24 protein-coding genes and 1 tRNA gene are annotated in these 23,960 nt (G+C 53.9%); 15 read left to right on the top strand and 10 right to left on the bottom strand.

Features of this window, described 5'->3' with window-relative positions; all coding sequences use genetic code 11:
* The first annotated feature begins 26 nt into the window (after positions 1-26).
* A complete protein-coding gene (locus tag GY169_RS18940; RefSeq protein WP_167576680.1) occupies positions 27-752 on the top strand; it encodes a class I SAM-dependent methyltransferase in 726 nt (241 codons plus the stop codon).
* On the opposite strand, the gene rnhA is transcribed toward GY169_RS18940, so the two are convergent.
* Positions 749-1,327: a ribonuclease HI gene (gene rnhA, locus GY169_RS18935; RefSeq protein ID WP_167576678.1), complete on the bottom strand. Its 579-nt coding sequence runs from the start codon at positions 1,325-1,327 to the stop codon at positions 749-751. The two genes, GY169_RS18940 and rnhA, sit on opposite strands and share 4 nt — an antisense overlap.
* Between rnhA and dnaQ the strand changes: the two genes are divergently transcribed.
* A complete protein-coding gene (dnaQ, locus tag GY169_RS18930; protein WP_167576676.1) occupies positions 1,281-2,012 on the top strand; it encodes a DNA polymerase III subunit epsilon in 732 nt (243 codons plus the stop codon). The two genes, rnhA and dnaQ, sit on opposite strands and share 47 nt — an antisense overlap.
* Positions 2,013-2,141: 129 nt before the next feature.
* Positions 2,142-2,218: transfer RNA gene (locus tag GY169_RS18925), tRNA-Asp, on the top strand.
* Between the two features lie 76 nt (positions 2,219-2,294).
* Here GY169_RS18925 and GY169_RS18920 read toward each other — a convergent pair.
* Genes GY169_RS18920 through GY169_RS18895 form a run of 6 tightly spaced genes read right to left on the bottom strand, consistent with a single transcriptional unit; the run spans position 2,295 to position 8,336 of the window.
* A complete protein-coding gene (locus tag GY169_RS18920) occupies positions 2,295-3,305 on the bottom strand; it encodes a fimbrial protein (RefSeq protein ID WP_167576674.1) in 1,011 nt (336 codons plus the stop codon).
* Positions 3,305-3,823 carry a fimbrial protein gene (locus tag GY169_RS18915; protein WP_163449455.1) on the bottom strand — a complete coding sequence of 173 codons (519 nt, stop codon included), beginning with the start codon at positions 3,821-3,823 and terminating at the stop codon, positions 3,305-3,307. Before GY169_RS18915 ends, GY169_RS18920 begins: the two co-directional genes overlap by 1 nt.
* Positions 3,814-6,345, bottom strand: a complete 2,532-nt coding sequence (locus GY169_RS18910) for a fimbria/pilus outer membrane usher protein (protein ID WP_167576672.1) — start codon at positions 6,343-6,345, stop codon at positions 3,814-3,816. The genes GY169_RS18915 and GY169_RS18910 overlap by 10 nt, the downstream gene beginning before the upstream one ends.
* Positions 6,346-6,364: 19 nt before the next feature.
* On the bottom strand, positions 6,365-7,045 hold the full coding sequence (locus tag GY169_RS18905; protein ID WP_167576670.1) for a molecular chaperone: 681 nt from the start codon (positions 7,043-7,045) through the stop codon (positions 6,365-6,367).
* A 51-nt stretch (positions 7,046-7,096) separates the two neighbouring features.
* Positions 7,097-7,681, bottom strand: coding sequence for a fimbrial protein (locus GY169_RS18900; RefSeq protein WP_163449458.1), 585 nt, complete (start codon positions 7,679-7,681; stop codon positions 7,097-7,099).
* A 52-nt stretch (positions 7,682-7,733) separates the two neighbouring features.
* Positions 7,734-8,336: a helix-turn-helix domain-containing protein gene (locus GY169_RS18895; protein ID WP_167576668.1), complete on the bottom strand. Its 603-nt coding sequence runs from the start codon at positions 8,334-8,336 to the stop codon at positions 7,734-7,736.
* Between the two features lie 879 nt (positions 8,337-9,215).
* On the opposite strand from GY169_RS18895, the gene GY169_RS18890 reads away from it, so the two are divergent.
* The 3 genes from GY169_RS18890 (at position 9,216) to GY169_RS18880 (ending at position 11,636) form a co-directional block, all read left to right on the top strand.
* The gene (locus tag GY169_RS18890) at positions 9,216-10,034 is read left to right on the top strand and encodes a transcriptional regulator (protein ID WP_163449460.1); all 819 of its coding nucleotides are present in this window, start codon (positions 9,216-9,218) and stop codon (positions 10,032-10,034) included.
* A 1-nt stretch (position 10,035) separates the two neighbouring features.
* Positions 10,036-10,512, top strand: a complete 477-nt coding sequence (locus GY169_RS18885) for a hypothetical protein (protein ID WP_163449461.1) — start codon at positions 10,036-10,038, stop codon at positions 10,510-10,512.
* Positions 10,513-10,640: 128 nt separating this feature from the next.
* Positions 10,641-11,636, top strand: coding sequence for a GlxA family transcriptional regulator (locus tag GY169_RS18880; protein WP_163449462.1), 996 nt, complete (start codon positions 10,641-10,643; stop codon positions 11,634-11,636).
* A gap of 4 nt (positions 11,637-11,640) precedes the next feature.
* On the opposite strand, the gene GY169_RS18875 is transcribed toward GY169_RS18880, so the two are convergent.
* Together GY169_RS18875 and fadE are read right to left on the bottom strand one after the other, a co-directional pair.
* A complete protein-coding gene (locus GY169_RS18875; RefSeq protein WP_163449463.1) occupies positions 11,641-12,411 on the bottom strand; it encodes an amidohydrolase in 771 nt (256 codons plus the stop codon).
* 130 nt (positions 12,412-12,541) lie between these two features.
* Positions 12,542-14,986 (bottom strand): acyl-CoA dehydrogenase FadE, encoded by a 2,445-nt coding sequence (fadE, locus tag GY169_RS18870; protein ID WP_167576666.1) that lies wholly within the window; start codon positions 14,984-14,986, stop codon positions 12,542-12,544.
* A 238-nt stretch (positions 14,987-15,224) separates the two neighbouring features.
* Between fadE and lpcA the strand changes: the two genes are divergently transcribed.
* Together lpcA and GY169_RS18860 are read left to right on the top strand one after the other, a co-directional pair.
* The gene (lpcA, locus tag GY169_RS18865) at positions 15,225-15,806 is read left to right on the top strand and encodes a D-sedoheptulose 7-phosphate isomerase (protein WP_065357896.1); all 582 of its coding nucleotides are present in this window, start codon (positions 15,225-15,227) and stop codon (positions 15,804-15,806) included.
* Positions 15,807-15,847: 41 nt separating this feature from the next.
* Entirely contained in the window at positions 15,848-16,615 is a 768-nt protein-coding gene (locus GY169_RS18860; RefSeq protein ID WP_167576664.1) for a class II glutamine amidotransferase, read from the top strand.
* Here GY169_RS18860 and dpaA read toward each other — a convergent pair.
* Positions 16,586-17,326, bottom strand: a complete 741-nt coding sequence (gene dpaA, locus GY169_RS18855; RefSeq protein WP_064547653.1) for a peptidoglycan meso-diaminopimelic acid protein amidase — start codon at positions 17,324-17,326, stop codon at positions 16,586-16,588. The two genes, GY169_RS18860 and dpaA, sit on opposite strands and share 30 nt — an antisense overlap.
* Before the next feature lie 561 nt (positions 17,327-17,887).
* Here dpaA and GY169_RS18850 point away from each other — a divergent pair.
* The 7 genes from GY169_RS18850 to nqrM are packed head-to-tail and all read left to right on the top strand — an operon-like array spanning position 17,888 to position 23,948.
* On the top strand, positions 17,888-19,231 hold the full coding sequence (locus GY169_RS18850; protein ID WP_167576662.1) for a Na(+)-translocating NADH-quinone reductase subunit A: 1,344 nt from the start codon (positions 17,888-17,890) through the stop codon (positions 19,229-19,231).
* A 3-nt stretch (positions 19,232-19,234) separates the two neighbouring features.
* Complete coding sequence (locus tag GY169_RS18845) at positions 19,235-20,473, top strand: NADH:ubiquinone reductase (Na(+)-transporting) subunit B (protein ID WP_167577342.1); 1,239 nt, start codon at positions 19,235-19,237, stop codon at positions 20,471-20,473.
* The gene (locus GY169_RS18840; RefSeq protein ID WP_163449466.1) at positions 20,466-21,260 is read left to right on the top strand and encodes a Na(+)-translocating NADH-quinone reductase subunit C; all 795 of its coding nucleotides are present in this window, start codon (positions 20,466-20,468) and stop codon (positions 21,258-21,260) included. Before GY169_RS18845 ends, GY169_RS18840 begins: the two co-directional genes overlap by 8 nt.
* Positions 21,253-21,891, top strand: a complete 639-nt coding sequence (locus tag GY169_RS18835) for an NADH:ubiquinone reductase (Na(+)-transporting) subunit D (RefSeq protein ID WP_163449467.1) — start codon at positions 21,253-21,255, stop codon at positions 21,889-21,891. Before GY169_RS18840 ends, GY169_RS18835 begins: the two co-directional genes overlap by 8 nt.
* Positions 21,892-21,897: 6 nt before the next feature.
* The gene (gene nqrE, locus GY169_RS18830) at positions 21,898-22,494 is read left to right on the top strand and encodes an NADH:ubiquinone reductase (Na(+)-transporting) subunit E (RefSeq protein WP_064547661.1); all 597 of its coding nucleotides are present in this window, start codon (positions 21,898-21,900) and stop codon (positions 22,492-22,494) included.
* A gap of 12 nt (positions 22,495-22,506) precedes the next feature.
* Positions 22,507-23,730, top strand: a complete 1,224-nt coding sequence (nqrF, locus tag GY169_RS18825) for an NADH:ubiquinone reductase (Na(+)-transporting) subunit F (protein WP_064547662.1) — start codon at positions 22,507-22,509, stop codon at positions 23,728-23,730.
* A gap of 2 nt (positions 23,731-23,732) precedes the next feature.
* Complete coding sequence (gene nqrM / locus GY169_RS18820) at positions 23,733-23,948, top strand: (Na+)-NQR maturation NqrM (RefSeq protein ID WP_064547684.1); 216 nt, start codon at positions 23,733-23,735, stop codon at positions 23,946-23,948.
* The last annotated feature ends 12 nt before the right edge of the window (positions 23,949-23,960 follow it).

The raw sequence follows: 23,960 nt of genomic DNA, 5'->3' as shown, positions 1-23,960 counted from the left end.
TACCTCTTAAGCGTAGGGAAGGTGTGATGAAACCGGCAAGGATACCTCAAACAGTCTCAGCGCCTGTCTCGTGGGCGCAATTACCCTGGGGTGAATATTATCGCGAGGCTATCGATCGTCAACTGAAACCCTGGCTCGGAAAGTTGTACGGTTTTCACCTGCTCAAGGTCGGTAACCTGAGCGCCGAAATCAATACCGAAGCCTGTGCGATCTCACATCAGGTCAATATCTCGCTGGAAGGCAGCCCGATGCAGGTACTGGCCGATCCGCTGCATCTGCCGTTTGCCGAGAAGTCGGTCGATGCCTGCCTGCTCGCCCATACGTTGCCCTGGTGCAGCGACCCACACCGTATGCTGCGCGAAGCCGACCGTGTGTTAATTGATGACGGCTGGCTGATTATCAGCAGCTTCAACCCGGTGAGCCTGATGGGGCTACGCAAGCTGTTTCCGGTGCTGCGCAAATCCGTCCCTTACAACAGCCGAATGTTTACCATGACCCGCCAGCTCGACTGGCTGGCGCTGCTGAATTTTGAAGTGCTGCACCAGAGCCGTTTTCAGGTGCTGCCCTGGGCGAAGCAGGGGGGCGTCATGTTGAGCACCCATTTGCCTGCGCTGGGTTGTCTGCAACTGATTGTTGCACGTAAACGCACCATTCCGTTGACGCTGAACCCGATGCGGCAAAATAAGGCAAAAAGCCGTATCCCGCAGGCGGTCGGCGCGACCCGCCAGTACCGTAAACCGCCGGACGCTTAGGCTTCCGGCTGGTAGCCAACGTCGTCGTGGGTTGGCGCGGAGGCTGCTGCTCGTGCCAGCTCATCACAGCGTTCGTTCTCCGGATGCCCGGCGTGGCCCTTCACCCATTCCCAGCGGATGTCATGCTGGCCGAGGGCCGCATCGAGCCGTTTCCAGAGATCGACATTCTTCACCGGCTTTTTATCCGCCGTCTTCCAGCCACGTTTTTTCCAGTTGTGGATCCACTGAGTGATCCCCTGGCGTACGTACTGGCTGTCGGTGCTCAGCACCACGGTGCACGGTTCTTTCAGCGCTTCCAGCGCGACGATCGCCGCCATCAGCTCCATCCGGTTGTTGGTGGTCAGGCGATAGCCTTCATTAAAGGTTTTTTCCCGCTGACGATAGCGTAAAATAGCGCCATAACCGCCAGGGCCTGGGTTACCAAGGCAAGAGCCATCGGTGAAAATTTCTACCTGTTTAAGCATCTCTGGTAGACTTCCTGTATCTGCAATCGAAAGTAAAACGGCAAGTCTGACATAAATGACTGATATGAGCACTGCAATTACGCGACAGATCGTTCTGGATACCGAAACCACCGGTATGAACCAGATCGGCGCGCACTATGAAGGTCACAAGATCATCGAGATAGGTGCCGTCGAAGTAATCAACCGTCGTTTGACCGGCAACAACTTCCACGTTTATCTCAAGCCCGACCGGCTGGTGGACCCTGAAGCCTTCGGCGTTCACGGTATCGCCGACGAGTTCTTGCTGGATAAACCCACCTTTGCCGACGTTGCCGATGAGTTTCTTGACTACATTCGCGGCGCGGAGCTGGTCATCCATAACGCATCGTTCGATATCGGCTTTATGGACTATGAGTTTAGTAAGCTCAATCGCGGTATTCCAAAAACCGATACCTTTTGTAAAGTCACCGATAGCCTGGCGCTGGCGAGGAAAATGTTCCCCGGCAAGCGTAACAGCCTCGATGCGTTGTGCTCGCGCTATGAAATAGACAACACCAAGCGTACGCTGCACGGCGCGCTTCTCGATGCCCAGATCCTGGCAGACGTCTATCTGACGATGACCGGTGGGCAGACGTCGATTAAATTTGCGATGGAAGGCGAAGGGCAGCAACAGGTGGGGGATACCGGAATTCAGCGTATTGTCCGCGCGGCGAGTAAACTGCGCGTTGTTTATGCGACCGATGAAGAGCTGATGAACCATGAATCGCGGCTTGATCTGGTGCAGAAGAAGGGCGGAAGCTGTCTCTGGCGGGCATAAAACCGCTATTTTGCTGTGAAAATAAGCGTATGGGCGAATTTTGCAGCAAACGATTCAAAAACAGAGAAAAAGCGTTGACGGTTTCCGAGGGAATCCGTAATATTCGCCTCGTTCCCAAGGGAACACAGCGGAGCGGTAGTTCAGTCGGTTAGAATACCTGCCTGTCACGCAGGGGGTCGCGGGTTCGAGTCCCGTCCGTTCCGCCACTATTCAGGGCCAAGCTAGAAATAGCTTGGCCCTTTGTCATTTCTGCTTCCCACTCTTCCTTGTCAGACATTTTTCCTACTGATACGAAAACGTAATGCTTGCCAGCGCGTTGGCAGACCCCGGCGTCAGATCGCCGGTTCGAATGTACTGCGCCTGAAATGGCAGCGACAGCGTCTGTGCGGCAGAGGTCGTTTGGATAAAGAACTGGTTGGTCGTTCCGGCTGCGGAACTGTCTGGCCCCATCATCAGCGGCCCGCTGCCGTTATAAAAGAACTGTACGCCCAGGCCGGAAGCGGTAGAGTCACCGGTAAGCGTGACCACAGACGACGTGTTCGACGGCGTTGTCTGGTCAGTCATCACGGCATTGACGGCAATTGACTGATCGCAGGTGAGGCTAACGTTAAATGTCCCTGACGGCGAAGTACTCCCCACGTTGGGCAGCGTGCGCACATCAAGCGTCCCCAGATTCACGTTGGCGCTTTTGGTGCCAACGGTGCAGCCGCTGGCGGTTACGGTAAAGGTGGTCGGATTGATAATCACCTGCGCGGTTTTGGTTTCATTGTTATAGGCGGTAAGAATGGCAGCGTTAATTGTGGGAGTCTGATAGACCCCCGACTTCAGCGCCGTTCCTGTTTTGATAAACGTTACCTTTGCCGACCAGCCTAAGTCCTGCGCATAGCCATTTGTGCCATCTGCCGGATAGGTCTGCGTTATTGTGGTTTTCATAGGCACATAGGTTGTGCCGTTAAAGTCCTTCAGTCCAAGGATAAAGCCAATACCGGAAACACCCGTTTCAAAAACTGAGTAGTTTGCGCCATCAATCGTGACCGTCATCCCTGTCGAGAGAACGCTGCTACTTGGTTCAAGTGTGCCCTTAGAGCAGGTAAAAATGTAACCGCACCAGAAGACCTGCTGAACGCTGGCAGTGGCGCTCCATGTCGAACCAATGATCTTTCCGGGGACAACGGAATCTGCCGGGCCTGTATAGGTCATGGCGGTGGGGGAAAGGGTAATATCAGATTTCCACTCCAGTGCACAGACGCTGCTGGAGGCCAGCAGCCAACACAAACATAGTAAAAATCGCATTATTGATACTCCGTAGTCCAGGTGGCAATGGCCGACACATTTCCCGCGTTGACCGTCGCTCCGTTGGCCGCCAGTCGCGCATAAAAGGTCATTTGTACGCTATCGTTACCCGCCGCGCCGTAGGTTGATGTTAGGGTGTTGAGTGGAATGATCGCGCCCTCTTTATCGAGGATCTGAACTGCCACACCGGTAGCGCCGCCGTCGGCAATTTTGATCAACTGTGGGTTTTCCGTATCTGGCGTGCCGCTAAAACGAATCTTCACACCAGCAAACGTTGGGCCGCATGATTCCAGCTTCAGCGTGAATGGCGTGGTGATATTACTGACCGCGCCACTACCGCTGAACTGCTTGGCGCTGATATTGCCCAGATAGACGTCCTGTTCTTTAGAGTCTGTTGAGACCTCACAGGTATTGCCAATCAGGTTGCCGGTAACGGAAATCAATACGTCATAGGCCTGCGCTGGTGTGGCAACGGCCAGCAGCAACGCAATGCCGGATGTACGCGAGATTACTGACATACCACCTCCTGCGAATAGAGGCCGGTGCGGGCGTTATAGCGCTTCTCAGTCAACTGATAGCGTATGACGCAGCGCTGATCGCTGCCGCGTCCCCATACCGCGTTGAGCGTGCCCTGTTGCGGTAGGCCCGAAAGATACAGGCTACCGCCATCGCCGACGATACTGTTGGTCCGGTCGTCGTCCTGCAGTGAAACGACGGTGCCAAAGGGCAGTACGTCACGGCGATAGTGGACGATAAACATCCCTTTTGCTCCCTGACGTGTAGTGATGTTAGCCAGTACCATTGCACCGTCGGTTGGCGTTTTGTTGACGATGGCGTTGTCCAGTTCCACATTGTTGCCGACGGTGGTGACGTCCAGCGCGACCTGATTCACACGATATGGCGTGGCATAAGGGATAACCGCGTAGCCGCGGCTGTCGGTTTTGATGCCTTTATGGTTAAGGACCGCGACATTGCTTGCGCCTGGTGCGCTGATCAGGATGTTGGTGTTGCCTAATGGTTGGCTGAGTGTCAGGCCGCCACTGTGCAGTACCGCGCCGCCGCTGATACCGTAGCTCAGGTTGCGCGAGTGATTGCCGTAGCTATAGCCCAGGTTGTAGTCACCCCACTGGCCTTCATATTGCAGCATGGCGTCGCCGCCGTACTGTTGCTGGCGGCTGTAACGCTGATTGATGCTGTAGAACAAATTGTCCTGCCCCGGTACATAGCCGCTGATACCGGCGCTATTGGTCGTGCCCGTCGAATCGGAATGTGTGGTAGTAAAGCGTGTACGGGTTGCGAGCTGAGGCTGACCGAACGGTACCGAGAGGGACATCGCCAGAATATTATCTCGCTCGTTATCGTACAGGCTGGTGCTGCGCTGGAAGCTCACGCCGACGGAGACGCCTTTTAAGGTTGTATTCCAGGCAAACTGAATCCCCTGCGTTTTTTTCGACGTATTCCAGTAGCTTTGCTGATCCCATGATAACGACAGCGAGCCCCATTCACCCAACGATTGCGACAGCAGAAGCTGGTTTTTGGCTTTGCGCGACATATGCAGGTTATAGACGTTCTCATAGCTGGTGGTCATCGTGCCGTCATCTGCCACGACCTGTTTTGCCGTTCCGCCGCGCATCTCCTTATAGGTGGTGTCGCTGAGGGTATAGAATCCCTCGGTCGAGTAGCGCAGAGAATAGAAATTAAATCGTGTACCGATATTATTCAGCAGCTTGCTATAGCGCAGGCGTAGCGAATCACCGGTATAGCGGTTGTCATCCGCCAGCGTACTTCGCGCGTGGGTGATGTCGAGAGAATAGGCTCCAAGTCGCCCGAGATTTTGCCCCACACCCAGCGCCAGGGCATTGTAGTTCGAGGAAAACTGCGCGCCTCCGTAAAAGGTCAAACCGTACTGCCAGCCAAAGAATAGTTCCCCCTGGGCCAATTCCGGCGAGTCCTCGCTGCCCGTGGGGCGAAATTTACCGGCGCCCAGCGCGTACTTAAACTGTCCTGCGCGCACCAGATTAGGCACGCTGGCAAATGGGACGGTGTATTGCGTTTTGCTGCCATCGCTCTCCTCAATCGTGATGGCAAGATCCCCTCCCGATGACGTTGGATAGAGATCTTTAAGCACAAAGGCCCCCGGAGTGACGTTGGTCTGATAGATAATGTTGCCGCTCTGGCGGATGGTCACCGTGGCGTTGCTGCGCGCAATACCGCGGACTTCCGGTGCGTAGCCATTCAAGCTGGCGGGTAGCATGTTATCGTCGGTTTTCAGGGCAATACCGCGCAGCCCGACGGAATCAAATACCTGAGGGGAGGTGTAGGTTTCTCCCGCGTAGATCTGTGCGTGCAGAGCGGGAATATCCCTCTGTAGCCAGGTTTGTACGTGGGTCAGCTCGTTGGTATCTTTGGTCCAGGTTGTGAAATCGCGTAACCGCCACGGCCCCAGGTTGGCACCGCTGTTCAGGCTCACGAACAGTTGCTGGTCGCGAGTCCGCGTGGTGTCCTGATATTCATTGTTGGCACCGTTCACTACATAGTTCAGCCAGGCGGACGTGACTCCACGCTCCCAACTTTCCGGGCTAACAAAACCGCGTGGCAGGTTACGCATGTTGCTCTGTGGCAGCGTGAAGTTAAGCGTCAGCGTTTTCTGGTCAAAATCAAAGTTTGCGCCGGGAAAGAGGTGATTCAGGAAATAGCAGCGTTTCGTCAACGGCAAGGTGCCCTCCGTGGTCTGGTGGGTATCAACCCCTAGCGCATCCAACTGCGTCGCGGTCAGGCAGGGCAGCGATAGACCCTGAGTTTCCCGGTTGTCTGTGCTGAAATTCACGGTCCCTGTGAACGCGTAATGGCTGTTGATATAAACGTTAATACTGTAATCGCCCGGAGGCAGCGCGCTACCGGCGTTAACCCACGAGAGATCGGCCGTCGCTGCATTCTCGCCGTTAAGGAATGCGGGGTTGAATTGCAAATCATCCGCTGCCGCCGCGGCATGACGCATGGCGGAGAAAATCACCAGAGCACAAACGATTTTTACTTTCACGCTTATATGCCTTATGTGACTAGTTCCGGATTAAGGCGATGTTGTTTGCCGGCGTCCATGCGCCATAGTCGTTGATGGTTTGGTAGCTTATGGCACTGGCCTGTGTGAATACGCCGTCCAGTTTCGTACTGGCTTTGGGCGGAATCATCACCGGCGCTACCGGCTTACCGTCAATTTTTAGATTGATGGTGGTCAGGTAATAGGGCGTTGGGTTTATCAGGATCACTTTGCCCCCCTGTACCTTACCGCTGATTTTTTTCCACGCTTCGCTGGCGTCATTACCAATACCTTCCGGGCGATAAAAGACTTTAATGCGATTTGCGGAGGCGAACTGCAGCGAGTTTTCCGCACTGCTTTTATTCTGTTGCGGAATGGCTTTGACCGTTATCCAGTACAGGGTTTCGCGATCCTGCGGCAGCGCTTCACCGGTGAACATCACCTTCACCACGCTCTCCGTCGACGGCTTCAGCACATATAGCGGGGGGGTGATGACAAAGTCGTTAGAGCGTTTACCGGACGCATCTTCTACCCAGGATTGGATCAGGAATGTCGATGTGTCGTGCGTGTTTCTGACCTGCAATGTCGATTGTGACACCGCACCGGAGTAAACCATTCGTGTGGCACCCAGCCCCACGCCGCCCGCATAGGCAACGGAGGTACACAGTGAACCGGCCAGGCAGATCCAGGTTAATGAGCGCATGGTGTTTCTCCTGATGAATGAGTGGCCCGGCGGCATCACCGGGCTGTGGTATTACGAGTAGGTTACGGTGTAGGTGGCGACCGCGCTGGCATCACCCGCGGTTGCTCCACCTTCTGGTGAATAGTATTTCGCGCTAAAGTTGAGGATATTGGAGCCGTTACGCAGCGGAATAGCTGCGGCAGGTTCACCCAATTTCACGATGTTGCCTTGCTCGTCATACAGGCGGATTGCCACATGCTGCGCGGAAGAACTGCTGCCGTTTGACCCGGCGGCCAGGCTGTCGGTATCGGTAGCGTCTGGTGTACCGCTGAAGGTGACCGCTACCGTTGTCGCGGAAATCGGATCCTGCTCGGTTGATGCAGAGGTATCGGCGATTTCACAATCTTCCAGGATGATAGAGAATGCTTTTGCGGTGCTTGCTTCACTGCCAGCGGCTGCCAGCGTTGCGGTACGGACCTGTCCCATATCGACGTCAATGTTGGCGCTATTGGCGCTGATCGCGCAGGCGGTGGTCACCACACTCCCGTTAAAATTCACGGTACCGCCGCTGGTGGTGGCCGCCATAACTGATCCCATAGGTAACAGTGCTGCGATGCTTAAGGCCAACAGAGTTTTGTTATTGATGCTTGCTTTCATTTGTTTTTTCCATTGTTTTGTTAGTTCGGGATGTGATCTGAACACGGCAGGTCTAGCTGGTTAAGAAGACCAGCAAATCTGTCTTATTTCTGAGCCCAAGTTTTCTGATCGCCGAATTTTTTAACGCGCTAACCCGGCGGTAAGAAAGCTTCTCTCTTTCGGCAATGTAGCGAATATCCAGTCCGTTCTTTAATTCCTTCAGTACTCTCCATTCACCAGGTGTCAGCGATAACACCACCGGCTTGTCTTCTCGCTGGTAGCGAGTGCCAATCATCTTTTGCAGACGCGAACGCCACTGATAAATTGGCAGCTGCAAGGAAATATAAGCATCAATATCTCCTCGAACCCACAGTAGTGAGCCCGATGACACGGAATACATACAAATCATCATCTGCGGATAATTGATATGGATCTTTTTTATATATTCCAGACAATCAAATCCCGGCCGGTTATTTTCCACGCCGGATAGCAAAAGAATATCTACAGTGCATTTCTTTAGCGCGTTATCAAGCTGGATATAATCTCCGGCGGATATCACAATATGTGTTTCAGGGGCTATGTTGTGCAATAAAGCCGTAATGCCATGGCGCGCATAGCTATCGCCTCCCATTAATGCCACATTAAGAAACTGAGCGCGTTCGAGTTTTTTCTCCATGTTATTCCTCAATTTATAATTGTAATGAGGAGAGCCAAAGCGGCTGCTTACAACCGGTACTCTCGAAGCAATTAAACATTACATGAATCCACTATACACCGGAGAATGAATAGGTGGACTGAATTAATCTTAACTAATCTCACGTTATATCAAATGCCGGTTTGCAGAGTGCATATGCGCGAAGCATCCATGAATTTTTGTAACGTTTATTGCTCATTACTGAGCATAGCGACAATTGTTCATGAAAGTCTGGCTTTGATAAATGTTTCGTAAGGCCATTGTCGAGTTGTGTGATGATGGCAAAGCTGGTGCTTACGCTGATTCACTTTTCCCGAGTGATTATCTCGATTTTTGCTGATGGTTTCATTTCTCAATGATAAATGAAACCATCCTGTAGCCCGCACTATATCTGCATTTAAGATGGTTTCTCGATATGTGGGGCTGAATAAAGAAGACATCTATGTCTGCTGCATTCAATTTTTTATTAAGTCTATTTTTGTCAATGTCAAGTAGGCGAGGATGAATGGCTGAGAAACACGCGAAGAAGATTGGTGATTTCATGAGTAATAAATTAATTCTTTATTAATCAATGTGTTTATCATGATGTTGATTCACTTCAGAAAAGATGAGAAAAGCAAAAGAGGTGCTGTGAAACGGTCTGTATACCGCATTCTACCTGGCATTGACGCGATTGATGGGGTTAAGTGAAGTGAAAGGAATGAAAGAAAAAATAAGACTTTTCGCCAACGGGCAACATATACAGCCTTACATTTATCAGTCACATTAATCTTCAGCGCGGTGCGGCAATGACCTTGATACCTCACGAGATTAATACGGGTTGGGTTAGATAAATGGAAATGGAGAACTTTAACCGACACTATGCATAAGCATTATATCATTAACGGCCTTATTGAATTTCATCCTGCAACGGGCACGCTGCGCAGAGTCAGCCAGCCAGACCATGTTGTTGTATTAAATTCACCTGCAGGTCGCTGCTTATTGTTATTAATTGAAAGAGCGGGGACCATTGTCACTCAGCAGGAGTTTCTGGAGAACGTATGGCTGCGACGGGGAATGTTGGTTTCACCCAATACGTATTACCAGAATATTTCTATTCTCCGCAAAGGGTTGAAGAAGATTGGCTTTGAGGTTGATCCGATAGTGACCATTCCCCGTATTGGTTTAACGCTTGCCAGCGATACGGAAATCGTCATTCGTGAGGCGCTCCCACAGCCTCAATCTCTCGAGGCTGAACTGTCGATACCCTCTTCGGCGATTGTCGAACCATTACCACAGGAAGCACCCGCTGCCGATTTTAGCAGGCGGGAAGGGACGGTACGACTTGCAGTGCGCCCATTCTGGATAATGATCGCCCTGTTTAGCGTATTGACGCTTTCTGGAGCAGTCATGATTGGTATTGGCCATAGCAACGCCGGGGAGGCGCTCTTTGCGGATGGCTATCGGTTTGCCGCTTCGTCGGGAAGTTGTCGCATCTATATGGCGAACGATATACAAACGCAAGCCGAGCGCGAGAAGGCGCTGTCCTACGTGGTGCAGTTTGCCGAGAGCTGTGTGAATTACCCGTGGATCTACGTTGCCTGGTACGCCATGCTGCCGCGCGCCTCTGTCATCCGCTGCGACCGGCCAATGAAAGAACGTAATCGTTGCCTGTCAGATTACTTTATTGAGGATCGCTGATATGGCGCGTTATCGCCAACTGTTTTCTGCATTTTGCTTTTGCCTTGCCGCTGCGCTGATTCTGGGAGGCTATTATCTGTGGCTGCGCTATTATCCGCCGTCCTTTAACTGTCAGGCCAATCTAATTCAACATCATCCGGGGGAAAAATTGGCTATCTGGCTTAACTATGCCTTTGATGGGCGAACCGGCACGCTGAGCATGAACGGCAGTGTACACAGCGATGAGGATAAAATCTTTAACCGGAAAATATTCTTCCGCGTTGAACGTAACGATAACCTCTATTATTTAACCTCTGAGCGGAATTTGAAATTCCCTGACGATAACGTTGATGATGAATGGCTGGTAAAATATGAGCCCCTATTCTTTGTCTATCCCGAAAAAAGTATCTACATGCGTATCAACGAACAACGAAATGGCAACTATATTTTTACATTAGGTACGTTGCCGACCTATGTGTGTCGAAGTTCAAAGAAATAAAAATAGGAAAATAAAAGATTTTAAAATGATGCAGGTGTCATTTATGCTTGGTTTATACAATCGCAGATATCGTATGAAATATAAAAATAGCGTACTACAACAAATGATTAATTATTTATGGCAAGTAAATGAACACTCTATTCCAATCACCGGATGGCGATGCCCCGTCTGATTCGTCTATACACATGGGGTTGCTACTGTGGCCCGGATTTTCCCTTCTGGCACTTTCCGGGCTAATGGAAGCGTTGCGTTATGCTGGCAGCGTGAAAAAGCGCCGTCGGCAAAGTGCCATTACGTTCTCGTTGCTGAACGAGTGTTCCGAGAGCCCAATTGCCAGCGGTGCTGGTATCAGCGTGAGGGCGGGTTCACCTTATCTTTCCCCTGAACTCTTTAGCCATATTGCAATCATTGGCGGCAGCCTTCGCTGTCTGAATGAAGGTTCCCGTGCTGCCTGTGAATATCTGAGCCATGCACATCACGCTCATGTTCCGCTGGTGGGGATTGGCTCGGGGAGTTTCGTGCTGGCAGAGGAAGGGATACTCAATGAGCGGAGAGCGTCTATCCATCCGAATATGCTTGAGGCATTCCACCAGCGGTTTCCTCAGGTTTACGCTGAGCAAGGGTATGATTTTATTGATGAGGGTGATGTAGTCACCTGTCCTGGCGGCGTCTCGACAATCAGTTTTGCCACCGAACTTATCCGACGTTATGCGGGGGATGAAGTGGCGGCAGCCGTTTGTCAGCACCTGTCGTTGGTTTCGCATGACGCGGCCACGCTGCAGCCGCCAAATGTGAAGCGAATCCCTGATTCCAGGTTACGACGGGCGGTACTGAATATTGAACAGTATCTGACCCGTCCACTCACTACCGCCTGGCTGGCACATGACGTGCAGTTAAGCGAGCGGCAGCTTAATCGGCTATTTCACGCTGAGTTTGGTAAAAATGCCCGTGACTTTATCCGTAGCGCCCGCTTGCGCTACGCCTGCTGGTTGCTGAAAAACTCGCAGCAGAGCGTGACGCATATCGCCAGGCGTATGGGGTTTAGCGACTGTGCCCACTTTATCCGCCACTTTCAGCTGGAATATGGCTGCTCGCCGGGCGTGTGGCGTTCATCCACACGCTGAGGAATCAACCTAACGCAAACGGATCAGCATCCTGCCAGGCAGGGAAATTCTCGCGATACTCCTGGAGTTGCGTCAGAGAAAGTTCTCCGTCAATGCGGGTCGCCAGATGGGGTTCGGCGGTAGCCAGAATCTCGCCCTGTGGGGTGATGATGCGGCTATCTCCGCGGTAGTGATGGCCGTTGCCGTCGGTACCAACGCGGTTGCAGCCAGCGACGTAAGCCTGATTCTCAATAGCGCGTGCCGTCAGCAGTGCCTGCCAGTGCAGTGAACGCGGCGCGGGCCAGTTGGCAACGTACAGCGCCAGGTCGTAGTCATTGCGGTTGCGCGACCACACCGGGAAACGCAGGTCGTAGCACACCAGCGGCAGAATGCGCCAGCCGCGCCACGTCAACACCACGCGCTGGTTACCCGCAATATAGTGGTGATGTTCATCGGCCATACGGAACAGATGGCGTTTGTCGTAGAGGTGGACCTGACCTTCCGGCTCCACGAGCAGGAAACGATTAACCGCACCCAGCGGCGTTTGCAGCGCGGCGCTGCCGGCAACCAGGGCGTTGGTGCGTAGTGCCTGCTCTCGCATCCAGGCGACAACCTCTTCCTCTGCCATCGACTGTTCGGCGGCTTCCATGGCAAAACCGGTTGTAAACATTTCCGGCAGTACAATCACGTCGCGCCCGACAATCTCTTCCATCTGCCGATCAAAGTGACGCAGGTTGGCTGGTCCATCCATCCAGACCAGGGGTTGTTGTAAAAGGGTAATCTTCAAGCCAGGCACGTGATGAACTCCTTTATTGCAGGACGTAAATCTAACTGTAACACCTTATCAGGACGCTGCCGCGCTGAGGACTGTCTGGATAAAAAAAAGCGGAGCCAGGCTCCGCTTTGGGGATAACGAATCGAAGAGGTTACGCGGCTTCAACCTTGCGCACGTTGTCCGGCAGCTTTACCGGCTTGGTCGCCAGCTCGTCCGGAGCGAAATCGTCGACGTTGATGCTGCGCAGACGACTTTCTTCCGCTTTGATCAGAATGGCCGCTTCGGTTTGATCGATAAGCCCTTTTGCCAGCGCGTTACGTGCCAGTTCGTCCAGGCGGGTAAACGGCAGGTTTTTGCCAATCTCTTTACAGATGCGCTGGTGGATAGGGTCGGCTGCCATCACGTCTACCAGCGCTTCTTCCAGCAGGCCCACCGGGTTATGTTCGCTCGGCGTCAGGTACTGGCCACGGCCAATACGGGAGCGAGTGGCGCTCGGCGTTTGCAGAATCTTCGCCACGCTGTGATCCAGCTTATCGGACGGCGCATCGTAATGACGGCCGGTCGGGAAGATGGCGAGGCGCAGGGCACCGGCAACAAAGCGGTTCGGGAAGTTCTTCAACAGATCGTCAATTGCTTGCTCTGCCTGGTGCAGCGCATCCTGCACGCCCCAATGTACCAGCGGTAAATCGGCTTCATGGCGACCTTCATCGTCATAGCGTTTCAGGACGGCAGAGGCGAGGTACAGTTGGCTCAGCACATCGCCCAGACGCGCGGAGATACGCTCACGACGCTTCAGGCTACCGCCCAGCACCGCCATGGAAACATCAGACAGCAGGGCCAGGTTGGCGCTCAGACGGTTCAGATGCTGGTAGTAACGCTTCGTCGCATCACGGGTCGGCGTCGAGCTGGTTAAGCCACGAGTGAGACCTAACCAGAAGCTGCGCACTTTGTTGCTGCCGACGTGGCCGATGTGTTTAAACAGCAGTTTATCGAAGGCGTTAACGTCTTTATTCTGCGCGGCGGCCATCTCTTCCAGCACGTACGGATGGCAGCGAATGGCGCCCTGGCCGAAGATCATCATGCTACGGGTCAGGATGTTTGCACCTTCTACGGTGATGGCAATTGGCGCGCCCTGGTAAGCACGGGCCAGGAAGTTGCCTTCGCCCAGCATAATACCTTTGCCCCCGGCGATATCCATGGCGTCAACAATGGACTGCTGGCCGCGATGGGTGCAGTGGTACTTGACGATAGCCGACAGGACCGCCGGTTTTTCACCGAGCATAATGCCGTAGGTAATCAGGGTCGCGGCGGCGTCCATCACGTAGGCGTTGCCGGCGATACGCGCCAACGGCTCTTCAATGCCTTCCATTTTACCAATGGACACTTTGAACTGACGGCGAATATGTGCGTAGGCGCCGGTGGCCAGCGCGACGGATTTCACGCCGCCGGTGGAGTTCGACGGCAAGGTAATGCCGCGGCCTACGGACAGACACTCAACCAGCATACGCCAGCCCTGACCGGCCATTTTTGGCCCACCGATGATGTAATCGATTGGAACAAAGATGTCCTGACCGCGGGTTGGGCCGTTCTGGAACGGTACGTTCAGCGGGAAGTGACGACGACCAATTTCCACGCCGGGGGTGCTGGTGGGGATCAGCGCACAGGTAATACCTAAGTCTTCCGCGCCGCCCAGTAGTTTATCCGGATCGGAGAGTTTAAACGCCAGCCCCAGTACGGTGGCGATTGGCGCGAGGGTAATGTAGCGTTTGTTCCAGGTCAGGCGCATACCCAGCACCTGTTCACCCTGCCATTCGCCCATGCAGACGACGCCGGTATCCGGAATCGCACCGGCATCAGAACCGGCTTCCGGACTGGTCAGCGCGAAGCAAGGGATTTCCTGACCACGCGCCAGGCGCGGCAGATAATGATTTTTCTGTTCTTCAGTACCGTAGTGCTGCAACAACTCGCCCGGCCCTAAGGAGTTCGGTACGCCGACGGTAATCGCCAGGATCCCGGAAACACCGGACAGCTTCTGCAATACGCGTGCCTGAGCATAAGCGGAGAATTCCAGGCCGCCGTACTCTTTCTTAATGATCATTGCGAAGAAGCGGTGTTCTTTCAGGTACGCCCACAGCTCCGGCGGCAGATCCGCCATTTCGTGGGTGATCTGGAAATCATTCGCCATGCGGCAGGCTTCTTCCACCGGACCATCGATAAAGGCCTGTTCTTCGGCGGTGAGCTGCGGACGTGGATAGTTGTGCAGCTTTTTCCAGTCCGGATTACCGCGGAACAGATCGCCTTCCCACCAGGTGGTGCCGGCATCGATCGCTTCTTTTTCGGTGCGCGACATCGGCGGCATTACCTTACTGAACATGCGGAATACCGGCGCGGAGATCAGCGCTTTACGCATTGGCGTAAAGTTGAACGGCACCAGAATGATGGCCAGCGGTACCAGCAGCCACAAATTCCACAGGCCAGCAGCGCCGAGCGCCGCGGTCCAAGCCAGTAAAATCACGCTACCGAGCGCTAAACTGATGCGGTGATAGAAGAGTGCACCGAGTAAAGCAATGGTTAAAACAATACTCAAAATCATCATAGAGAAATGCCCCTGTCTTGTAGGAGGTCTGACCACTTGTGATGATATGGTTGTAGTTGATGTGATTTTAATTAGCAATGTGTTTACAAAATAATTACAACCTCGCTCACATTGTTGATGCTTTTTAGCGCACCAAAAATTCAAACATCCGCTGAATACATCGGCCCTTGCTTCTCTGTGGTGATGCTATCCGGTACACTAGCGGCGACAATTTTATTAATGCTGAAGGATTATCCTCATGTACCAGGATCTTATTCGTAACGAACTGAATGAAGCGGCCGATACGCTGGCAAACTTTCTGAAAGATGAAGCCAATATCCATGCCATTCAGCGCGCAGCAGTCCTGCTGGCGGATAGCTTTAAGGCCGGTGGTAAAGTGCTTTCCTGCGGTAACGGCGGCTCTCATTGTGATGCGATGCACTTTGCCGAAGAGCTGACCGGTCGCTATCGTGAAAACCGTCCGGGCTACCCGGCGATTGCGATCTCTGACGTCAGCCATCTCTCCTGCGTGAGCAATGATTTCGGCTATGAATATGTTTTCTCTCGTTACGTTGAATCCGTGGGGCGCTCGGGCGACGTGCTGCTGGGTATTTCCACTTCTGGCAACTCAGCTAACGTGATCAAAGCGATTGAAGCGGCACGTGCGCAAGGCATGAAGGTCATCACCCTGACCGGTAAAGACGGCGGTAAAATGGCCGGTTCTGCTGATATTGAAATTCGCGTACCGCACTTTGGTTACGCCGATCGCGTGCAGGAAATTCACATTAAAGTGATTCACATCCTGATCATGCTGATCGAAAAAGAGATGGTTAAGGCATAAGTTTCACGGGGCTTCGGCCCCGTTTGCTGTGGAGGTGTGATATGTGCGAACTGCTCGGGATGAGCGCTAATGTGCCAACCGATATTTGCTTCAGTTTCACCGGGCTGGTTCAGCGCGGTGGCGGCACCGGGCCGCATAAAGACGGCTGGGGTATCACCTTTTATGAAGGAAAAGGGTGTCGCACCTTTAAAGATCCACATCCCAGCTATCAGTCGCCGATTGCCAAACTGGTTCAGGATTATCCTATCAAGTCCTGTTCGGTGATCGCGCATATCCGCCAGGCGAACCGCGGCATGGTGGCGCTGGAAAATACGCATCCATTCACCCGTGAGCTGTGGGGACGCAACTGGACCTACGCCCACAATGGTCAGCTCTCTGGCTATAAAACGCTGGAGACCGGACAATTCCGCCCGGTCGGAGAAACTGACAGCGAAAAGGCATTTTGCTGGCTGCTGCACAAGCTGACCCAACGCTACCCGCGTACGCCCGGAAATATGCAGGCGGTGTTTAAGTATATTGCTTCGCTGGCGGAAGAAATGCGCGCAAAAGGCGTGTTCAATATGCTGCTGTCTGACGGGCGTTACGTCATGGCGTTCTGCTCCACCAACCTGTACTGGATTACGCGTCGGGCGCCGTTTGGCGTGGCGAAGCTGCTGGATCAGGACGTGGAAATTGATTTTCAGCAGGAAACGACCGCCAACGATGTGGTGACCGTGATTGCCACCCAACCGCTGACGGGGAATGAAACCTGGCACAAGATTATGCCAGGCGAATGGCGCTTATTTTGCCTCGGGGAGCGCGTAGTTTGACGCCAGCTGCGGCTGAACCACTTCGTGGCTCAGCGGCTTGCTAACGACATAGCGGCCATCGACGACCGAAACCATCGGCGGTTTGTGCGTCTGCTGGAAGTAGTCGTAGCCCGGCTTAAGCTGCTGCCAGAAATCTTTGTAGTAGGAATATTTATGACGTTCCATGTTGGCATCGGTCATGCGGAACGGATAAATGCTGACCTGGACGCTGGACTGCCCGAAGACCAGCGCGCCGGTCACGAACTGGAAGATTTCATCAATGCCCGAGTCGGTCATGGCATAGCAGCCCACCGACACGCAGGCACCGTGAATCATCAGGTATTTTCCTTCATAGCCATGCGCGCGGTCATACGCGTTCGGGAAGCCGATATTAATCGCTTTATAGAAGCGGCTGTCTGGCTTCAACTGGCTACGTTGTACCGAATAAAACCCTTCCGGGCTTTTGAAATCGCCCTGACGCTGCTTCGGCCCTAAACCGCCGGAGTAGTTACAAATTTTATAGCTATCAAGGAGTTGATAGGTTTCACCCATTTTCACATAGAGGTCGAGCGTGCGCTCTTCCTTGAAGATCTGGATGTAGACTGGGGAGCCCATCAATTGCTGCTTATATTCTTTGCTGACAGGCGTCGTCGGACTGTTGCTGCTCATTAACCCAGCAAACGAAACGCACGGCATTAAAAGCATCGCAATAAATAATGCGATTTTGCGCATACTACTTGTTCCTTGATAAAAAATAACTACACGCCAGGAGAGGCAACAGAGAGAAAAAAGCAGACAAATCTGTTTTTTGTGCGCTCACCTTAGCACCACCGCATTTTTTCGCAAGTGGGGCGTTTGGCGTTTACAATTTCGTGTTGTATTCCCACGATGGGGCGGTGTGTTGTGCTGATCGCCCGCTAAATGGAAGCCTGTAAAAAGAGTGTAGGATAAACCGATGATTCGCCAGATATCTTTGTCCGAATCCGTAGCAGTTTGCGTCTCAGCTCGCAATTTAGTGGCCAGAAAAGCGGAACTACTGCATCAGCGAAGGATAAAATGGTAAACTTTCGTTACGTAATCATTCAGGCTGAAAATGGGTAAAACGGATACTCGCTGGATGATTCAGATAGTAACTCTCTAAACAGTGTAAGAAAGGATGCTTCAGATTCTCATCATGCCTGGTGATGGAATACGATTGGCCTTCAGGCGAACCTCCTTTCTTTTGTCTCGTTAACCTAAACGCTGGCCTCAGCGCTGAGTTGACGCCGTCGTTAACGGATACCTGCGAACAGTATGATTAAAATAACTAAAGGCCTCGATCTGCCTATAGCTGGATTGCCCGACCAGCAACGTATTGATGACGTTGCCGTGACCCGCGTGGCGGTAAAAGGCGAAGAATATAACGGACTGCGTCCTTCGATGGCAGTAAAAGAGGGCGACAGGGTCGTGAAAGGGCAACTGCTCTTTGAAGACAAGAAGATTCCTGGCGTACGTTTCACTGCCCCCGCCAGCGGTACGGTTAGCGCAATTCACCGTGGCGAACGCCGCGTCCTGCAGTCGGTAGTCATTGACGTCGAAGGTGACGAGTCGTTGAACTTTACGGCCTATCCTGCCGATGAACTGGCAACGCTGCCGCGCGAAGTGGTGGTGACGCAGTTAGTGGAATCCGGGCTGTGGACGGCCATGCGCACGCGTCCGTTCAGCAAAACTCCGGCGCCAGGTTCAGTACCGGCGGCGATTTTCGTGACTGCCATGGACACTAACCCGCTGTCCGCCGATCCACAGCCAATTATTCTCGCCCAGCGCGAGGCGTTTAACGCCGGCCTGACCGTGCTGACGCGTTTGACTGACGGTAAAGTCCACGTCTGTCAGAGCAGCGGCGGCAAACTGGGCGGTCATCCGCAGGGGCAGGTGACGTTTAATCAGTTCACTGGCCCGCATCCGGCAGGGTTAGTCGGTACTCACATTCATTTCCTCGAGCCAGTCAGCTTGCAAAAGCAAGTATGGCATCTGAACTATCAGGACGTGATTGCCTACGGCAAGCTGTTCCTTGATGGTGTCATCTGGACCGAGCGCGTCATCGCCCTTGGCGGCCCGCAGGTTAAGCATCCTCGTCTGTTACGCACCTGCCTGGGGGCCGATCTCAATGCCCTGCTGGCGGGAGAACTGCACGAAGGTGAAAACCGCATTTTGTCCGGCTCCGTACTTAACGGCAGCCAGGCATCGGGCCCGCATGCGTTTCTTGGCCGCTTCCACCTGCAGGTGAGCGTGCTGAAAGAAGGGCGCGAAAAAGAACTGCTTGGCTGGGTAACGCCGGGGCGCGACAAGTTTTCGATTACCCGCACCACGCTGGGCCACTTCCTCAAGAAGAAGCTGTTTAATCTCTCGACGGATACCCATGGCGGCGAGCGCGCGATGGTGCCTATCGGCAACTATGAGCGGGTGATGCCGCTGGATATTCTGCCCACTATGTTGCTGCGCGACCTGCTGGCAGGCGATACCGACAGCGCGCAGGCGCTGGGATGTCTGGAGCTTGATGAAGAAGACCTGGCGCTGTGCACCTACGTCTGCCCGGGCAAATACGAATACGGGCCGGTGTTGCGCCGCGTATTAACGCAAATTGAGCAGGAAGGTTAAGTGATGGGCTTAAAACAGCTACTGGAAAAAGTTGAGCCGCACTTCACGCAGGGCGGCAAGCTTGAAAAATATTACCCGCTGTATGAAGCGACGGCGACGTTGCTCTATACGCCGGGGCATGTCACCAAAGGCGCGGCGCACGTTCGCGACGCCATCGACCTGAAGCGCATGATGATCCTCGTCTGGTTCGCCGTTTTCCCGGCGATGTTCTGGGGGATGTATAACGTCGGGCTGCAAACCATCCCGGCGCTACACAAGCTGTACGGCGCAGAGCAACTGCAGCAGGTGATTGCCAGCAACTGGCACTACAGTGTGGCGCAGGCGCTGGGCGTCAGCTTCGCGCCGGATGCCGGCTGGCTCAGCATGATGATGCTGGGCGCGGTGTTCTTTGTGCCAATTTACGCCACGGTCTTTTTGGTTGGCGGGTTCTGGGAAGTGCTGTTCGCGATTGTGCGCAAGCATGAAGTCAACGAAGGTTTCTTCGTCACCTCAATACTGTTTGCGCTGATTGTTCCGCCGACCATGCCGTTATGGCAGGCGGCGCTCGGCATCTCCTTCGGCGTGGTGATTGCGAAAGAGATCTTTGGCGGCACCGGTCGCAACTTCCTCAACCCGGCGCTGGCCGGGCGTGCGTTTCTCTTCTTTGCCTATCCGGCGCAAATCTCCGGCGATCTGGTCTGGACCGCCGCCGATGGATTCTCCGGGGCGACGCCGCTCTCCCAATGGGCGAGCCATGGTGGTGAAGCGCTGGTCAACGTCGTCAGCGGGCAGCCGGTCAGTTGGATGGATGCCTTTATCGGCAACATTCCGGGCTCCATCGGTGAAGTCTCCACGTTGATGATCCTGCTTGGCGGGGCGCTGATTATCTTTGGCCGCGTCGCCTCCTGGCGCATCGTGGCCGGCGTGATGGTCGGCATGATCGCCTGCGCCACGCTGTTTAACCTGATTGGTTCCGAAACCAACCCGATGTTCGCCATGCCGTGGTACTGGCATCTGGTGCTCGGTGGTTTTGCCTTCGGCATGATGTTTATGGCCACTGACCCGGTTTCCGCCTCGTTTACCGATAAAGGCAAATGGTGCTATGGCGCGCTGATTGGCGCAATGTGCGTGCTGATTCGCGTCGTTAACCCAGCTTATCCAGAAGGGATGATGTTGGCCATTCTGTTCGCCAACCTCTTTGCACCACTGTTCGATTACCTGGTGGTGCGGGCCAATATTAAGCGGAGGAAGTCGCGTGGCTGAGAAGAAAAGTAACGATAGCATCGGCAAAACGCTGCTGGTGGTGCTGGTGCTTTGTCTGGTCTGCTCTATTGTGGTTGCCGGTTCTGCCGTAGGCCTCAAGCCGCTTCAGCAGGAGCAGCGGGCGCTGGATAAACAGCGCAATATTCTGGCGGTGGCCGGGCTGATGCACGACAAGATGTCTGCTGACGAGGTGGCTGAGGTGTATGCCAGCCGCGTAACGCCACGGCTGCTGGATCTGAAAAGCGGCACGATGCTTGAGGGCGACCCCGGGAAGTTTAACCAGATCCAGGCGCTGAAGGACCCGCAACAGAGTATCGCGCTGTCTTCCAGCGAAGACCCAGCCGGTATTCGTCGTCGCAGCAACATGGTGGAAATCTACCTCATCAAAGACGAAAAGCAGCAGGTACAGGAGATCGTCCTGCCGATTTATGGCAACGGTCTGTGGTCAATGATGTATGCATTTGTGGCGCTGGACACTGACGGGCGCACCATTAAAGGCATCACTTACTACGATCAGGGAGAAACCCCGGGGCTCGGCGGCGAGGTTGAAAACCCGAACTGGCGTGCGCAGTTTGTCGGTAAACGCGTCGTCAACGATGAAGGTCATCCGGCGCTGAAAGTCATGAAGGGCGCGGCACCACAGGGCGATCTGTACGCGGTGGACGGTCTTTCTGGCGCAACGCTCACGGCCAATGGCGTGCAGCACAGCTTTGATTTCTGGATGGGCGAACTGGGCTTTGGCCCGTTCCTGAAACAGGTGCGTGAAGGAGGGCTGAACCATGGCTGAACAGGGTGAAATGAAAGAGATGAAACGCCTGCTGGTGGGGCCGCTTATCGCCAATAACCCGATCGCGCTCCAGGTGCTCGGCGTCTGCTCGGCATTGGCGGTCACCACCAAGCTGGAAACGGCGTTTGTGATGACCATTGCGGTCACGCTGGTGACGGCGTTTTCCAGCATGTTCATCTCGATGATCCGCCACCATATTCCTAACAGCGTACGTATCATCGTACAGATGGCGATTATTGCCTCACTGGTTATTGTGGTCGATCAGTTACTGCGCGCGTTTGCCTATGAGACCTCAAAACAGCTGTCGGTTTTCGTCGGGCTTATCATCACGAACTGTATCGTGATGGGGCGTGCAGAAGCGTTCGCCATGAAGTCGCCACCGCTGGCGAGCTTTATGGACGGCATCGGCAATGGCTTGGGTTATGGCGCTATTCTGCTCATCGTTGGTTTCCTGCGCGAGCTTATTGGCAGCGGCAAGCTGTTTGGCGTCACGGTGCTGGAGACAGTGCAAAACGGTGGCTGGTATCAGCCAAACGGCCTGTTCCTGCTCGCGCCGAGCGCGTTTTTCATTATCGGTCTGCTGATCTGGGCGCTGCGTAGCTGGAAGCCGGAACAGCAGGAAAAGGAGTAACCGATTATGGCTCACTACATTAGCCTGTTTGTCCGCGCCGTGTTCGTTGAAAACATGGCGCTGGCCTTCTTCCTCGGGATGTGTACCTTCCTTGCGGTCTCGAAGAAGGTCTCCACCGCTTTTGGTCTTGGTGTGGCGGTAACGGTGGTTCTCGGGCTCGCCGTACCGATCAACAACCTGGTCTACAACCTGGTGCTGCGTGACGGCGCGCTGGTTGACGGCGTGGATCTCAGCTTCCTCAACTTCATCACCTTTATCGGGGTGATTGCGGCGCTGGTGCAGATCCTCGAGATGATCCTCGATAAATACTTCCCGTCGCTGTACACCGCGTTAGGTATCTTCCTGCCGCTGATTGCGGTGAACTGCGCCATCTTTGGCGGTGTGTCGTTTATGGTACAGCGTGACTATAACTTCAGTGAATCCATCGTTTACGGTTTTGGATCCGGTATCGGCTGGATGCTGGCAATCGTTGCGATGGCGGGAATTCGCGAAAAGATGAAGTATTCAAACGTGCCTGCGGGACTGCGCGGCTTAGGGATCACCTTTATCACCACCGGGCTGATGGCGTTAGGTTTTATGTCATTCTCCGGTGTGCAGCTATAAGGGCCGTTAATCATGGAAATTATACTTGGCGTAGTGATGTTTACGCTGATTGTGCTGGTGCTATCGCTGCTGATCTTATTTGCCAAATCGAAGCTGGTTAACGCTGGCGATGTGGTGATTGAAATTAACAACGAAGCGGATAAGCAGATTAAAACCCCGGCGGGCGACAAGCTGCTGAATACGCTGTCCAGCAACGGTATTTTTATCTCCTCAGCCTGCGGCGGCGGCGGCTCCTGCGGCCAATGCCGGGTCACGGTGAAAGAGGGCGGTGGTGAAATTCTGCCAACCGAGCTGTCGCACATTACCAAGCGCGAAGCCAAAGAAGGCTGCCGCCTGGCCTGTCAGGTCGCCGTGCGTCAGGACATGAAAATTGAGCTGCCGGACGAAGTGTTTGGCGTGAAAAAGTGGGAATGCGAAGTTATCTCTAACGATAACAAAGCCACCTTTATCAAAGAGCTGAAGCTGGCGATTCCTGCGGGTGAAAGCGTGCCGTTCCGCGCCGGGGGCTATATTCAGATTGAGTGCCCGCCGCATAAAGTCGCGTACGCCGACTTTGACGTGCCGGACGAATACCGTGGCGACTGGGATAAATTCAATCTCTTCCGCTATGTCTCCGACGTGAAAGAACCGACGCTGCGCGCCTATTCAATGGCGAACTATCCGGAAGAAAAGGGCATCATCATGCTCAACGTGCGTATCGCCACGCCGCCGCCGTCCGCGCCGGATGCGCCGCCGGGGATTATGTCCTCGTATATCTGGTCGCTTAAGGCCGGCGACAAGGTGACCATTTCCGGACCGTTCGGCGAGTTCTTCGCCAAAGACACCGACGCTGAAATGGTGTTTATCGGCGGCGGTGCAGGGATGGCGCCGATGCGTTCGCATATCTTCGATCAGCTTAAGCGCCTGCATAGTCATCGCAAAATCAGCTTCTGGTACGGCGCGCGTTCACTGCGTGAAATGTTCTATGAAGAGGAGTTTGAGCAGCTGGCACGTGATAACCCGAACTTTACCTTCCATATTGCGCTTTCCGACGCGCAACCGGAAGATAACTGGACGGGCTACACCGGCTTTATTCATAACGTCCTGTATGAGAACTACCTGCGTGACCACCCGGCGCCGGAAGACTGTGAGTTCTATATGTGTGGGCCGCCGATGATGAACGCCGCGGTCATTAAGATGCTCAAAGAGCTAGGCGTGGAGGATGAAAACATCATGCTCGACGACTTTGGAGGCTGATGATGTTAACGGTATTTCTGGCGACGTTCTGCATTTTTGCCCTCGTGATCCTCGGTATGTCGCTGGGGTATCTGGTGAAGCGGAAAAGCCTGCAGGGCAGCTGCGGCGGCATCTCTTCGCTGGGGCTGGAAAAAGTGTGCGACTGCCCGGAACCGTGCGATGCGCGTAAAAAGCGGATGGCCCGCGAGGCGCAGCGCCAACAGAATCGTATCCTGTAGTCCCTTAATCGC

It is taken from the genome of Kluyvera genomosp. 3 (assembly GCF_011765685.1).
Taxonomy (GTDB): domain Bacteria; phylum Pseudomonadota; class Gammaproteobacteria; order Enterobacterales; family Enterobacteriaceae; genus Kluyvera; species Kluyvera georgiana_A.
The sequence above is the reverse complement of the archived record's forward strand: the minus strand, read 5'-3'. Positions and strand labels throughout refer to the sequence as shown.